The organism is Erwinia sp. STN24, from assembly GCF_041320675.1.
Classification (GTDB): domain Bacteria; phylum Pseudomonadota; class Gammaproteobacteria; order Enterobacterales; family Enterobacteriaceae; genus Erwinia; species Erwinia aeris.
In genome coordinates this window covers 399,063-412,274 of sequence record NZ_JBGGPM010000002.1, presented here as the reverse complement: position 1 = coordinate 412,274, position 13,212 = coordinate 399,063, and the positions used below count along the sequence as shown (strand labels likewise).

General features: G+C 58.0%; 12 protein-coding genes. 7 read left to right on the top strand and 5 right to left on the bottom strand.

The genetic code is table 11. The annotated features are described in order from the left end of the window. Positions 1-8 precede the first annotated feature (8 nt). Positions 9-890, top strand: coding sequence for a Fe(3+)-hydroxamate ABC transporter substrate-binding protein FhuD (gene fhuD, locus ACA373_RS12215; RefSeq protein ID WP_370734556.1), 882 nt, complete (start codon positions 9-11; stop codon positions 888-890). Beyond that, complete coding sequence (fhuB, locus tag ACA373_RS12210) at positions 887-2,860, top strand: Fe(3+)-hydroxamate ABC transporter permease FhuB (protein WP_370734555.1); 1,974 nt, start codon at positions 887-889, stop codon at positions 2,858-2,860. The genes fhuD and fhuB overlap by 4 nt, the downstream gene beginning before the upstream one ends. Positions 2,861-2,897: 37 nt before the next feature. Here fhuB and hemL read toward each other — a convergent pair whose 3' ends face one another. Then, positions 2,898-4,181, bottom strand: coding sequence for a glutamate-1-semialdehyde 2,1-aminomutase (gene hemL / locus ACA373_RS12205; RefSeq protein ID WP_253455203.1), 1,284 nt, complete (start codon positions 4,179-4,181; stop codon positions 2,898-2,900). A 169-nt stretch (positions 4,182-4,350) separates the two neighbouring features. Between hemL and clcA the strand changes: the two genes are divergently transcribed. After that, positions 4,351-5,784: a H(+)/Cl(-) exchange transporter ClcA gene (clcA, locus tag ACA373_RS12200; RefSeq protein ID WP_370734554.1), complete on the top strand. Its 1,434-nt coding sequence runs from the start codon at positions 4,351-4,353 to the stop codon at positions 5,782-5,784. Between the two features lie 78 nt (positions 5,785-5,862). Next, on the top strand, positions 5,863-6,207 hold the full coding sequence (gene erpA, locus ACA373_RS12195; protein WP_125289078.1) for an iron-sulfur cluster insertion protein ErpA: 345 nt from the start codon (positions 5,863-5,865) through the stop codon (positions 6,205-6,207). A 35-nt stretch (positions 6,208-6,242) separates the two neighbouring features. On the opposite strand, the gene ACA373_RS12190 is transcribed toward erpA, so the two are convergent. The 3 genes from ACA373_RS12190 to mtnN form a co-directional block, all read right to left on the bottom strand. Next, positions 6,243-6,497 (bottom strand): hypothetical protein, encoded by a 255-nt coding sequence (locus ACA373_RS12190; RefSeq protein WP_253455201.1) that lies wholly within the window; start codon positions 6,495-6,497, stop codon positions 6,243-6,245. Between the two features lie 137 nt (positions 6,498-6,634). After that, positions 6,635-7,408 (bottom strand): vitamin B12 ABC transporter substrate-binding protein BtuF, encoded by a 774-nt coding sequence (gene btuF / locus ACA373_RS12185; protein WP_369895469.1) that lies wholly within the window; start codon positions 7,406-7,408, stop codon positions 6,635-6,637. Beyond that, positions 7,401-8,096 carry a 5'-methylthioadenosine/S-adenosylhomocysteine nucleosidase gene (gene mtnN / locus ACA373_RS12180; protein WP_253455199.1) on the bottom strand — a complete coding sequence of 232 codons (696 nt, stop codon included), beginning with the start codon at positions 8,094-8,096 and terminating at the stop codon, positions 7,401-7,403. Before mtnN ends, btuF begins: the two co-directional genes overlap by 8 nt. Before the next feature lie 88 nt (positions 8,097-8,184). On the opposite strand from mtnN, the gene dgt reads away from it, so the two are divergent. The 3 genes from dgt to ACA373_RS12165 all read left to right on the top strand — a co-directional run bounded on the left by dgt (position 8,185) and on the right by ACA373_RS12165 (position 12,593). Then, positions 8,185-9,699, top strand: a complete 1,515-nt coding sequence (gene dgt / locus ACA373_RS12175) for a dGTPase (RefSeq protein WP_125289082.1) — start codon at positions 8,185-8,187, stop codon at positions 9,697-9,699. A 145-nt stretch (positions 9,700-9,844) separates the two neighbouring features. Next, positions 9,845-11,272 (top strand): serine endoprotease DegP, encoded by a 1,428-nt coding sequence (degP, locus tag ACA373_RS12170; RefSeq protein WP_253455198.1) that lies wholly within the window; start codon positions 9,845-9,847, stop codon positions 11,270-11,272. A 163-nt stretch (positions 11,273-11,435) separates the two neighbouring features. Beyond that, a complete protein-coding gene (locus ACA373_RS12165) occupies positions 11,436-12,593 on the top strand; it encodes a CdaR family transcriptional regulator (protein ID WP_125289084.1) in 1,158 nt (385 codons plus the stop codon). A gap of 92 nt (positions 12,594-12,685) precedes the next feature. Here the strand turns inward: ACA373_RS12165 and ACA373_RS12160 are convergent, their stop codons facing one another. Next, a complete protein-coding gene (locus tag ACA373_RS12160) occupies positions 12,686-13,078 on the bottom strand; it encodes a DUF3461 family protein (protein WP_253455197.1) in 393 nt (130 codons plus the stop codon). Between the last annotated feature and the right edge of the window lie 134 nt (positions 13,079-13,212).

The following is a 13,212-nucleotide window of genomic DNA, read 5'->3' as shown; positions in this document are numbered from 1 at the left end:
GAATCTCCATGCCGGATTTTTATCGCCGCCGCCTGCTGATGGCGATGGCGCTTGCGCCTTTGCTGCCCGCCTTCGGCAGCCGTGCCGCGTCGGGCATTGACGCAGCGCGCATTGTGTCGCTGGAGTGGCTGCCGACGGAACTGCTGCTGGCGCTTGGCGTCGCGCCGATGGGCGTAGCCGAAATGTATAACTACCAGCTTTGGGTCGGCGAGCCAAAGCTGCCTGCCTCAACGGTGGATCTGGGCCTGCGCACCGAACCCAATCTTGAGCTGATGATGCAGATGCGGCCTTCGCTCATTCTTTACTCTTCCGGCTATGGGCCATCCAACGACAAATTTGAGAAAATCGCGCCCGCGATGGGCTTCGCCTTCAACGACGCCAGCGGCAAACCGCTGACCGTGGCGCGGCAGTCGCTGATGCAGCTGGCCGACCGTCTTGATCGCGTGCCGCAGGCGCAGCGCCATCTGGCACAGTTCGACGCCTTTATCGCCGCCGCCAGAAAGCGCGTTGCCGGTCGAAAGCGGCGTCCGGTGCTGCTGATGTCGCTGCTGGATGCGCGTCATGCGCTGGTTTTTGGCAAGGGCAGCCTGTTTCTGGAAGTGATGAACGAGCTGGGGCTGGAAAACGCCTGGCAGGGCGAAACCAATTTCTGGGGAAGCGCGGTGATCGGGCTGGAAAGGCTGGCGACGCTGCAAGGGGTGGAGGCGATCTGTTTTGCGCACGGAGACGATAATTTAATGCAGCAGGTCAGCGCGACGCCGCTCTGGCAGGCGATGGATTTTGTTCGGCAGCAGCGCTTTCGCCGCGTGCCGCAGGTCTGGTTCTATGGCGCAACGCTCTCTGCGATGCGCTTTTGCCAGTCGCTGGATCGGGCGCTGGAGACACTATGAAAAACTCCGTGCGTTTTCCCGTGTTCTTATTAACGCTGCTGTTCGCGCTGGCGCTGGGCCTGACCGGCTATAACTTCAGCCAGCATCTTGCGCCGTCGCTGTGGTTCAGCGCGATAAAAGCCGCCAGTCCCGAAAGCGTCAGCCAGATGGTGTTTCACTACAGCCTGCTGCCGAGGCTGGCGCTGTCGCTGCTGGTGGGCGCCGGGCTGGGGCTGGTGGGCCTGCTCTTCCAGCAGGTGCTGCGCAATCCATTAGCAGAGCCAACCACGCTTGGGGTCGCCACCGGCGCGCAGCTTGGCCTGACCATTGCCGCGCTCTGGAGCCTGCCGCTATTTGGCCAGCAGTTTGCCGCTATGCTCGGCGCGCTGGCCATCGGGCTGATTGTGTTTGGCATCGCCTGGGGGAAGCGGCTTTCTCCGGTGACGCTGATCCTGGCCGGCCTGGTGATGTCGCTCTATTGTGGCGCGGTCAATCAGCTTATCGGCCTGTTTAATCACGACAGGCTGCAGAATATCTTTTTATGGGGAACCGGCTCGCTGAACCAGATGGACTGGGGCAACGTCGAATTCCTGTGGCCGAAGCTGCTGACGGGCTTTGTGCTGGCGCTGCTGTTGCGCAGGCCGATGACGCTGATGGGGCTGGACGACGGCGTGGCGAAGAATCTGGGGCTGGGGCTGTCGCTGGCCCGCTTAAGCGTGCTGGCGCTGGCTATCGTGCTCAGCGCGCAGCTGGTAAACGCGGCGGGCGTGATCGGCTTTATCGGCCTTTTTGCGCCGCTGCTGGCAAAAATGCTGGGTGCAAGACGGCTGCTCAGCCGGATGCTGCTGGCGCCGTTTATCGGCATGTTGCTGCTGTGGCTGGCCGATCAGAGCGTGATCTGGCTGACCGATCGCTGGCAGGAAATTTCGACCGGTACGGCAACCGCGATTATTGGCGCACCGCTGCTGCTGTGGTTACTGCCGCGCCTGCGTACCGCTTCCGCGCCGCCCGCGCTGGATCGGGGCGATCGCGTGCCGGTCGAGCGCCACGGCCTGCTGTTGTGGTGTCTGGGCGGCGTGGCGCTGCTGTTGGCGCTGGGCGCCGTGGCGCTCAGCTTCGGGCGCGGCGCTGACGGCTGGACGTGGGCAAGCGGCGAACTGTGGCAGCAATTGTTGCCCTGGCGAATGCCGAGACTGGCGGCGGCGCTGGCGACGGGCATGATGCTGGGCGCGGCTGGCTGCCTGGTGCAGCGCCTGACCGGCAATCCGATGGCCAGCCCGGAAGTGCTGGGCATCAGCTCCGGCGCCGCCTTTGGCGTGGTGATTATGTTGTTTCTGGTGCCCGGCGACGCCTTCGGCTGGCTGCTGCCTGCGGGCAGCCTGGGCGCGGCAATCACGCTGCTGATTATTACCTTTGTGGGCGGGCGCGGCGGCTTTTCGCCCGAACGTATGCTGCTGGCGGGCATGGCGCTGAGTACCGCCTTTGCCACCCTGCTGCTGCTGCTGATGGCCAGCGGCGATCCGCGTATGGCCGGGCTGATGACGTGGATCTCCGGCTCGACCTATAGCGTGAGCGGCGAGCAGGCGATCAGGACGATAATCGTGGCGGCCGTGCTGCTGGCGCTGACGCCGCTGTGCCGTCGCTGGCTGACGCTGTTGCCGTTAGGCGGCGAAACGGCCCGCTCTCTGGGCGTGGCGCTGAAAACCTCGCGGATGGCGCTGCTGCTGCTGGCGGCCGCGCTGACGGCGGCGGCCACGCTGACCATCGGGCCGCTGAGCTTTGTCGGGCTGATGGCGCCGCATATCGCAAGGATGCTGGGTTTCCGGCGGGCGCTGCCGCAGCTGCTTATCGCCAGTCTGCTTGGCGGCGGTCTGATGATGATAGCGGACTGGTGCGGACGGATGGTGGCCTTTCCGGCGCAGGTGCCGGCGGGACTGCTGGCGACCTTTATCGGCGCGCCTTACTTCGTTTATCTGCTGCGGAAGGTGTGAAGGAAAGGGCAGCGCCTGGTGCGCTGCCCGACTACCGTTACGCCAGCTTAGCGAAGCTGCGGCGTGCGGCGTCCACCGTGCGCTGAATATCTTCCTGGCTGTGCGCCAGCGACATAAAGCCCGCTTCAAAAGCGGAAGGGGCGAGGTAAACGCCTTCTTCCAGCATCAGGTGGAAGAACTTCTTAAAGCGCTCCACGTCGCACTGGGTCACGTCCTGATAGCTGGTGACCTGGTCGGCTGCGGTAAAGAACAGCCCGAACATGCCGCCAACGTGGTTAACCACCAGCGGAATGTTGGTTTCTTCTGCCGCCTGCAGCAGGCCTTCCGCCAGGCGGGTGGTGAGGTCGGTCAGCGTGGCGTGCGTGCCGGGCTTCGCAATCTCGCTCAGGCAGGCAAAACCGGCTGCCATCGCAATCGGGTTGCCGGAAAGGGTGCCCGCCTGATAAACCGGCCCCGTCGGCGCCAGCGCTTCCATTACTTCGCGACGGCCGCCAAACGCGCCGACCGGCATTCCACCGCCGATGATTTTGCCCAGGCAGGTTAAATCCGGCACCACGCCGTAATGCGCCTGCGCGCCAGCCAGCGCCACGCGGAAGCCGGTCATCACTTCATCGATAATCAGCAGCGCGCCAAATTCGTCGCAGAGCGCGCGCAGGCCTGGCAAAAATTCCGGCAGCGGCGGGATGCAGTTCATATTGCCCGCGACCGGCTCGACGATGATGCACGCGATTTCATGCGGATACTGCTCAAAAGCGGCGCGCACGGAATCCAGATCGTTATAGGTGCAGGTCAGCGTGTGCTTAGCAAAATCGGCCGGAACGCCCGGTGAATTCGGCTGGCCGAGGGTCAGCGCGCCTGAACCGGCTTTCACCAGCAGGTGATCGGCGTGGCCATGGTAGCAGCCTTCAAATTTGATAATTTTGTCGCGATGGGTAAAACCGCGAGCCAGGCGAATGGCGCTCATTGTTGCTTCGGTGCCGGAGTTCACCATCCGCACCATGTCCATCGTCGGTACCAGTTCGGTCACCAGCTCGGCCATTTTGACTTCCATCTCGGTCGGCGCGCCAAAGCTCAGGCCGCGCTCTACGGCTTCGATAACCGCGTTACGGATGGCAGGATGGTTATGGCCCAACACCATCGGTCCCCAGGAGCCGACGTAATCGATATAGGCTTTGCCGTCGGCGTCGTAAAGATAAGCGCCGTTAGCGCGTTCAATAAAGAGCGGTACGCCGCCAACGCCGGTGAAGGCGCGTACCGGCGAGTTGACGCCGCCGGGAATAACTTGCTGTGCCTGAGCATACAGATTTTCAGACTTACTCATGGTTCCGCTCCTGAGGATGCATTAAGAAAAACCCCGCCATTCTAAGGGAACAGACGGTCGGGTTGAAAGGCCGCTGGCGCTTTTGACACGAAAGGATCAGCTTTTCCTGGCGACAGCCGCGACGGGATGAGTAAAATATCAGCTTCGCCTGAACTGATACGAATGGACTATGCAGCAGACAACCTCTTCGTCCGACCAGTTACACGTGGTGCCAGCCCGACGCGGCGACTTTCTCCGCCTTCTATTGAGACGCGATAAAACGCCGGTCGTAGTGTTAATTATGGCAGGCATTGTCGGCCTGCTGGCCGGACTGGTAGGCGTCGCCTTCGAAAAAGCGGTGCACGGGGTCAGCCACTGGCGGTTGGCAATGCTGGCAGACGTTGAACAACACTGGATCCTGCTGTTTCCGCTGGCGTTTATCCTTTCCGCGCTGCTGGCCGTCGTGGGGTACTATCTGGTGCGCCGCTTTGCGCCGGAAGCCTCAGGCTCCGGTATCCCGGAAATCGAAGGCGCGCTGGAAGAGCTGCGGCCGGTGCGCTGGTGGCGGGTAATCCCCGTTAAATTTATCGGCGGCATGGGAACGCTGGGCGCGGGCATGGTGCTGGGACGCGAAGGGCCGACGGTGCAGCTGGGCGGCAACATCGGCCGCATGGTGCTGGATATTTTCCGCCTGAAAAGCGCCGAGGCCCGCCACTCTTTGCTGGCTACCGGTGCGGCTGCCGGACTTTCAGCCGCGTTTAACGCGCCGCTGGCGGGCATTCTGTTTATCATCGAAGAGATGCGTTTGCAGTTTCGCTACAGCGTTATCTCTATCAAGGCCGTGTTTATCGGCGTCATTATGTCCAGCATCGTGTTCCGCATTTTCAACGGCGAACACGCGGTGATCGCCGTCGGTAAACTTTCCAACTCGCCGGTCAACACGCTCTGGCTCTATCTGCTGCTGGGCATGATTTTCGGCATCGTTGGCGTAGCGTTTAACGCGCTGATTTTTAAAACGCAGGATATGTTTCAGCGCCTCCACGGCGGCAACCTGAAAAAAATTCTGATTATCGGCGCCGTGCTGGGTGGCGTTTGCGGCGTGCTGGGCGTCATCGAGCCGGAGGCTGCAGGCGGCGGCTTTGAGCTGATCCCCATTGCGGCGGCCGGTCATTATACCGTGGGCACGCTGCTGTTTATTTTTATCGCCCGCATGGCGACAACGCTGCTCTGTTTTGGCTCCGGCGCGCCGGGCGGTATTTTCGCGCCGATGCTGGCGCTGGGCACGCTGCTGGGCACCGCGTTCGGCATGGCCAGCGCCTCGCTGTTTCCTGCTTATCAGCTGGAAGTCGGTACTTTTGCCATTGCGGGCATGGGCGCGCTGTTCGCCGCTTCGGTCAGGGCGCCGCTCACCGGCATCGTGCTGGTACTGGAAATGACCGATAATTATCAGCTTATTCTGCCGATGATTATCACCTGCCTTGGGGCAACCTTACTGGCGCAGTTTCTCGGCGGCAAACCGCTTTACTCCTCGCTGCTGGCGCGCACGCTGGAAAAACAGCAGCAGGCCGATGACGCGGTAGCAGCGGCTGCTAACACCACAACCGACAAACAGGCGCATACTTGATTGCTATACTGGTGTGTAAGATAATGGTGCGATTAATGGTCGAATTCTGACCGGCCCGAGTGCCTGATGGAGTATGAAATGAGTGAAGATGTAGCTCTGCCCCTGCAGTTTACCGAAGCAGCGGCCAGTAAAGTTAAAAACCTGATCTCAGATGAAGAGAATCCCGATCTGAAACTGCGTGTCTATATTACCGGCGGCGGTTGCAGCGGTTTCCAGTACGGCTTCACCTTTGACGATAAGGTCAACGATGGCGATATGACGATTGAAAAATCGGGCGTGGCGCTGGTGGTGGATCCTATGAGCCTGCAATATCTGGTTGGCGGCTCGGTGGACTATACCGAAGGGCTGGAAGGCTCGCGTTTTATCGTGACTAACCCGAACGCCAAAACCACCTGCGGCTGCGGTTCTTCTTTCAGTATCTGAATAAAAAACCCCGACGTTGCCGCCGGGGTTTTCGCTTACCATTCTACAGTGACCAGTTTCGACGTCTGGCGCGTTTCGCGGTTAGACGAAATCGCCGTCTGCGTGACTTTCGGCTGTGCGGCTCTTTGTTGGCCGCAGTCCACTGCAGGTGTTCTTGCTGTGATAGTACTCTGCCCGTCAATGTGACATTGGGAGTAAATGGTCAGCCTGACGCCAATGCTGCCGGTAATGGAAGCAGCAGCCGCCTGACCTGCCATCATCAGGCCTAAGGCCATATAAACGGCTTTCATTGCTGTAGTTTCCTGGTGTAAAAGGGCAAAAGCCCTGAAATGCCGGGCGGCGCTTATAACAGCCTTGCCGCCTCGTAATTAGGTTAACGACCATCTTCGTTGAAACTTTAACCGACTTTAGTACAGGGTCTGCCGTCTCAGGGCTGCAACTGACTGCACAATGCCCGTGCTGCCTGAAGAATGCGCGGGCCGGGCCGGCTGAGCCAGTCATCATTTATTACAATTACCTGCGCGTTGAGCTGTGGCCGCCAGAAGGCGCTGACGGCGGCGGCGTCACCTCCCGTCACGATGGCCTGCGGATGCCGCATTAAAACCTGCTCGCGGCTGACCTGAGGCCAGGCGACGCGGCTGTCGGCAAAGATGTTTTCGCCGCCGCACAGCTGTACGATTTCGTTTTGCAGCGTATTACGCGAGGCGGTGAAAAGCGGCCGCTGACCAAACTGTAAAAACACCGACACTTTGCGTGCGTGCTGATAGCGCCTCTGCAGATCATCCCACTGCTGCTGTAGCGCCGTCGCCTGCCTGTCAGCCTGTTCCGGGTGCGGACTGAAGGCTTTAAGATCGCGCACGGCGGCAATCATCTCGCCAATCGTGACTGGTGCCAGCCACACCACCTTAATGCCGAAGGCTGCCAGCTGATCGACCTGTCGCTGCGGATTTCCCTCGCGCCAGGCAAGCACCACGTCCGGTTTCAGGTTGATGATGCGTTCAACGTTAATTCCCTGCCAGTTCGCCACCTGTTCGATAGCGGCGGCAGCGGGGGGATAGTCGGAATAAGCGCTGACGGCGACAGGCGTGATGCCTGCGGCAAAAGCCAGTTCGGTCAGGTTTGGCGCAAGGGTGATAACGCGGGGCGTGGCGGCTGCCGCTCCGTAACAGAGCAGCAGCAACAGGGCGAAAAGCTTAGCCACGAAGGTGGGTCAGCAGCGTTTCCACCAGCAGTGAGGACTGCTTAGCGGCAACGGTCAGGAACTCGTCAAAGCTCAGATGCGACTCCTGGTCGGCCACGTCGGAAATGGCTCGCACCACTACGAACGGCGTGCCGAACTGGTGGCAAACGTGAGCGATAGCGGTCGCTTCCATCTCTACGCCTACGGCCTGCGGGAAAGTCGTACGAATGCGCGCCAGCGGTTCGGCACCGTTAATAAAGGCATCGCCGCTCACGACCAGGCCGCGTACGGCGTTCAGGCCAAGCTTAGCGATGCAGCTTTCCGCCGCGGCAATCAGTTTATCATCGGCCGTAAAGGCTGCCGGACAGCCTGCCATCTGGCCTGGCTCGTAGCCGAAAGCGGTGACGTCGGCATCGTGATAGCGCACCTCGTCGGATACCACGATATCGCCGACCTTCAGCGTGGAGGCCAAACCGCCTGCGGAACCGGTATTAATCACAAAATCCGGTTTGCACAGCTCCAGCAGCAGCGTGGTGCCCATCGCCGCAGAAACTTTGCCGATACCCGATTTCAGCAGGGCAACCTCAACGCCGTTCAGCGTGCCGGTATAGATCTCGCAACCGGCCAGCGCGATAGTCTGACGGTTTTCAATTTTATCGCGCAGCAGGGTTACTTCCTGCTCCATCGCGCCAATAATGCCTGCTTTCATAGGAATGCTCGCTATTGTTGTGGAAGTTGTTCAATGTAGTGCATAGTTTATCATGATTAGCAGGTTTAACTCATCAGGGTGGGCTAGTATGACAGCGACAGATTTCAGGACGAAATTCAGTTTCGAGCGGCCCTTTAATAACCGCGAAAAGCCCGAAGGCGAATATTATATTACCCGCCATTTTGAAAGCGATCGCGGACGTATTATTAATTCGGCGGCTATTCGGCGACTTCAGCAAAAAACGCAGGTCTTTCCTCTGGAGCGAAACGCCGCCGTGCGCTCGCGGCTGACGCATTCGCTGGAGGTGCAACAGACCGGCCGCTATATCGTGAAAGAGGTGCTTCAGGCATTGCGAAAGCAGCCTGGCGGGCTGGAAAAGTACGGCCTGGCCGATTTAACCGGCGCCTTTGAAAGCCTGGTGGAAATGGCCTGCCTGCTGCATGACGTCGGTAATCCGCCGTTCGGCCATTTTGGCGAGGCGGCGATCAACGACTGGTTCCGCGTGAATTTGCCCGGGCTGCTGACCGAGCCGCAGGAGGCCGGGGTTGATGACAGCGAGCAGAATGAAAAATTTCTCGCCATGAATGCCCGTCTTCGTCAGGATCTTTGCCATTTTGAGGGCAACGCGCAGGCTATTCGCCTGGTGCATACGCTGCTTCAGCTTAATCTTTCCTATGTACAGGTTGCCTGCATTTTAAAATACACGGCGCCGGCCTGGTTTCAGGGCGAAAAACCGCCGCAGTTTAGTACGCTGATGAAAAAGCCAGGCTATTATCTTTCCGAAGAGAAGTACGTGGCCGATCTGCTCAGGGCAACCAACACACAGCAATATCATCGTTTTCCGCTGACCTATATTATGGAAGCCGCCGACGATATCTCTTATTGTATTGCCGACCTGGACGACGCCGTAGAAAAAGCGATTTTCAGCGTCGACCAGCTTTATCAGTTTTTAGAAGATGAGTGGACGCTGCTGCGAAAAAACAAAAAGGTCACCTCTGACGAACTCTTTGTAAAGATTGTCGGCTTTGCTTACACCGAGGCGCAAAGTAAAGAGCGTTATCGCAGCCGGAGCGATACCTTTTTTATGAAGCTTCGCGTTAAAGTACAGTCCGCATTGGTCGAGCACGCCGTTAAACGCTTTGTCGATAATATCGGGCCAATCTGGCAGGGAAGTTTTAATCATTCGCTGCTGGAAGATGACGGCGATGAAAACCAGCTGCTGAATCTGTTTAAAAAAGTCGCCAGAAAGCACGTATTTAATCATCCGGAAGTCGAACAGCTGGAGCTGCAGGGTTATCGGGTTATAAAAGGCCTGCTGGATATTTATAAGCCATTATTACAGCTTTCTTATCAGGATTTTAACATGCTGATAAATGAGGATTTCCATCCGGACTACCCAATTGAAACACGTCTGTTTCATAAATTATCCGGCAAGCACCGGAAGGCTTATTCGGTGCATATGAAAAACCTGAAGATCGAACAGCGATTTGAACGTCTGCTCTGGGAGCGTTATTATCGGGCGCGTTTGCTGCAGGATTATGTCAGCGGCATGACCGATCTTTATGCCTGGGACGAATATCGTCGTTTGATGGCAGTGGAATAAGCGTTTTTTCCGGCGGGTTTGTAAAGGCAGAGAATATTTTTTTACTTTTCGCTGAAACTTATACATGAACTTAGCGTTAAAAAATGACTCTTACCAGCACGTCCGCTGCACGTTTCGCCTATCAGAACAGAAGAGAATCAGACGCATGAAAAAAACACTTTTAGCCAGCGCGCTGGCCCTGAGCCTGGGAATGGCCATGGGCCCGCTGACCGCTACGGCCGCAGAAACGGCTTCCTCTTCCAGCCAGCAGCTGCCAAGCCTGGCGCCAATGTTAGAAAAAGTGATGCCTTCAGTAGTGAGTATCAACGTTGAAGGAAGCACAACGGTACGCACGCCGCGTTTACCTCAGCAGTTCCAGCAGTTCTTTGGCGGCAACTCGCCTTTCTGTCAGGATGGTTCGCCTTTCCAGGGCTCGCCAATGTGTCAGGGCGGCGGGCCGCAGGGCGGAGCCGATACCCAACAGGAGAAATTCCGCGCGCTGGGTTCAGGCGTAGTCATCAACGCAGAGAAAGGCTATGTCGTTACCAATAATCACGTAGTCGATAACGCGACGAAAATTCAGGTGCAGCTGAGCGATGGCCGCAAATACGAAGCTAAGGTGATCGGCAAAGATCCGCGCTCCGATATTGCGCTGATCCAGCTTAAAGATGCGAAGAACCTTACGGCGATTAAGATTGCGGATTCCGATAACCTTCGCGTCGGCGACTATACCGTGGCGATTGGCAACCCCTATGGGCTGGGCGAAACGGTTACCTCCGGCATTGTTTCCGCGCTGGGCCGCAGCGGCCTGAACGTGGAAAACTATGAAAACTTTATTCAGACGGATGCGGCTATCAACCGGGGCAACTCCGGCGGCGCGCTGGTGAACCTCAACGGCGAGCTGATCGGCATTAACACCGCCATTCTGGCACCGGACGGCGGCAATATCGGCATCGGCTTCGCCATCCCAAGCGATATGGTGAAAAACCTGACGGCGCAGATGGTGGAATATGGCCAGGTGAAACGCGGCGAGCTGGGGATCATGGGCACCGAGCTGAACTCCGAGCTGGCGAAAGCGATGAAGGTGGACGCGCAGCGCGGCGCTTTTGTCAGCCAGGTACTGCCGAATTCTTCGGCGGCGAAGGCGGGCGTAAAAGCGGGCGACGTGGTGATTTCCATCAACGGCAAGCAGATTTCCAGCTTTGCAGCGCTGCGCGCGCAGGTCGGATCGCTGCCGGTCGGCACTAAAATGGCGTTGGGGCTGATCCGCGACGGCAAACCGATGACGGTCAACGTTGAGCTGCAGCAAAGCTCGCAGGCGAAAGTCGATTCCGGCAATATCTATGTCGGTATTGAGGGCGCCGATCTCAGCAACTACGATGCAAAAGGCATGAAGGGCGTGAAGGTCGATGACGTTAAGGCGGGCTCCGCCGCGGCGCGTATTGGCCTGAAGAAAGACGACGTGATTTTGGGCGTTAACCAGCAGGCGGTCGCTAACCTGGGCGAGCTGCGCAAAATCCTCGACGGCAAACCTTCCGTGCTGGCGCTGAACATTCTGCGCGGCGACGCCTCTATCTATTTGTTAATGCAGTAACTTCCTGCCGGATGCTGGCCCATAAGGCCAGCATCCCCCTTAACAACGCCTTTTCATCTTTCCGCTTATTTTTACACTCTGGATCACGCCTGGTGCATTTGCATGATGTCGCGACGCCAGCCTGCAGGTATGCTGGCCTGACGAGACATTTCAGGAGTGACGGATGGCCACCTATCATCTTGATGCCCGCCTTGCGCAGGAAATCGTTGCCCGCACCATGAAAATAATTGACAGCAATGTCAACGTGATGGACGCACGTGGCCGGATCATCGGCAGCGGCGACCGGGAACGTATTGGAGAAATGCACGAAGGCGCGCTGTTAGCGCTGTCTCAGGCACGGATCGTGGATATTGATGAAGCGGTAGCAAGACATCTGCACGGCGTGCGGCCCGGCATCAATCTGCCTATGCGTATCGATGGCGAGATCGTCGGCGTTATCGGCCTGACCGGCGAGCCGGAATCGCTGCGGCACTATGGCGAGCTGGTTTGCATGACGGCAGAAATGATGCTGGAACAGGCGCGACTGCTACATATGCTGGCGCAGGACAGCCGCCTGCGCGAAGAGCTGGTGCTGAATCTTATTCGCAGCGACACGCTTTCTCCGGCGCTGAACGAATGGGCGCAGCGGTTACGCATCGATCTTAACCAGCCGCGCGTGGTGGCAGTGGTCGAGGTCGACAGCGGCCAGCTTGGCGTGGACAGCGCCATGTCGGAACTGCAGCAGCTGCAAACGCTGCTTACCACGCCAGAGCGGGATAATTTAATCGCCATCGTGTCGCTGACCGAGATGGTGGTGTTGAAACCTGCTTTTAACTCACATGGTCGCTTTGACGCGGAAGACCACCGTAAACGGGTGGCGCTTTTGCAGTCCAGAATGAAAGAAAACGGCCATCTGCGAATGCGTATTGCCTTGGGCAACTTTTTTACCGGGCCGGGCAGCATCGCCCGCTCTTATCGCACCGCGCGCACTACCATGCTGGTAGGCAAACAGCGTATGCCGGAAGAACGCAGCTATTTCTATCAGGATCTGGTGTTGCCCGTGCTGCTGGACAGCCTGCGCGGCGGCTGGCAGGCCGGAGAGCTGTCCCGACCGCTGGCAAAGCTGAAGGCCATGGACAACAATGGCCTGTTGAGAAGAACGCTAATCGCCTGGTTCAGCCACAACGTGCAGCCTTCAGCTACCGCGAAAGCGCTTTATATTCATCGTAATACGCTGGAATACCGGCTTAACCGCATTTCCGAGCTGACAGGGCTGAATCTGAGTAGTTTTGACGACAGGCTGCTGCTTTACGTGGCGTTGCAGCTGGATGATGAGCCTTAAAGCGTTGGCCGCAGAAACCTGGAAAAGAGTGACCAATGCGCCAGGCCCTGACGCATTGAAGAACGGAAACAGAGCAGGGAGTAACGGCGTGCTTAGCGGCTATTGCGCGTCAGTTTTTCCAGATCGGCCTCAATTTCGGCGATCTTGTTGGTTACCACGCCTTCCAGATGACGCAGATCGTCCAGGATTTTGCGTTTCAGATCGACTTCTACCTGATCGCGCTGGCAGATCTGATCCAGCTCGTCAATCACGTAACGCAGGTTAGGGCTGATCTCCTGGATCTCTTTGAATCCCTGGCTGACGTTATCGGCCACCACGGTTTTGCGCTGGCGCGGATATTTAAACTTCACGCTTTTAGCGAAAAACTCACCCTTGTCTTTGCGAAAGTAGATTTTCAGAATGTCGTTGCTGGCTTCCTGACGCAGGCTGTAGCGATCGATGTCGTCGGGATTGGCGATACCTAAACCTTTCAGATTGTCATACATAAGATTTTTTCCTGTGCGGGAGAATAGTCATTCGGCTGCGCTTTACAAATACTCTGTGGTGCAAGGTGCGGTTTTTACCGGCCGCGCTGCGGCGGCACGTTGCTCCCTGTTTTTGCCAGGCCTGCTCTTCCCGT

Bases quoted from the DNA above. Each gene is read 5' to 3' on its own strand.
- fhuD (WP_370734556.1), top strand. From the start codon at position 9: ATGCCGGATTTTTATCGCCGCCGCCTGCTGATGGCGATGGCGCTTGCG.
- fhuB (WP_370734555.1), top strand. From the start codon at position 887: ATGAAAAACTCCGTGCGTTTTCCCGTGTTCTTATTAACGCTGCTGTTC.
- hemL (WP_253455203.1), bottom strand. From the start codon at position 4,181: ATGAGTAAGTCTGAAAATCTGTATGCTCAGGCACAGCAAGTTATTCCC.
- clcA (WP_370734554.1), top strand. From the start codon at position 4,351: ATGCAGCAGACAACCTCTTCGTCCGACCAGTTACACGTGGTGCCAGCC.
- erpA (WP_125289078.1), top strand. From the start codon at position 5,863: ATGAGTGAAGATGTAGCTCTGCCCCTGCAGTTTACCGAAGCAGCGGCC.
- ACA373_RS12190 (WP_253455201.1), bottom strand. From the start codon at position 6,497: ATGAAAGCCGTTTATATGGCCTTAGGCCTGATGATGGCAGGTCAGGCG.
- mtnN (WP_253455199.1), bottom strand. From the start codon at position 8,096: ATGAAAGCAGGCATTATTGGCGCGATGGAGCAGGAAGTAACCCTGCTG.
- dgt (WP_125289082.1), top strand. From the start codon at position 8,185: ATGACAGCGACAGATTTCAGGACGAAATTCAGTTTCGAGCGGCCCTTT.
- degP (WP_253455198.1), top strand. From the start codon at position 9,845: ATGAAAAAAACACTTTTAGCCAGCGCGCTGGCCCTGAGCCTGGGAATG.
- ACA373_RS12165 (WP_125289084.1), top strand. From the start codon at position 11,436: ATGGCCACCTATCATCTTGATGCCCGCCTTGCGCAGGAAATCGTTGCC.
- ACA373_RS12160 (WP_253455197.1), bottom strand. From the start codon at position 13,078: ATGTATGACAATCTGAAAGGTTTAGGTATCGCCAATCCCGACGACATC.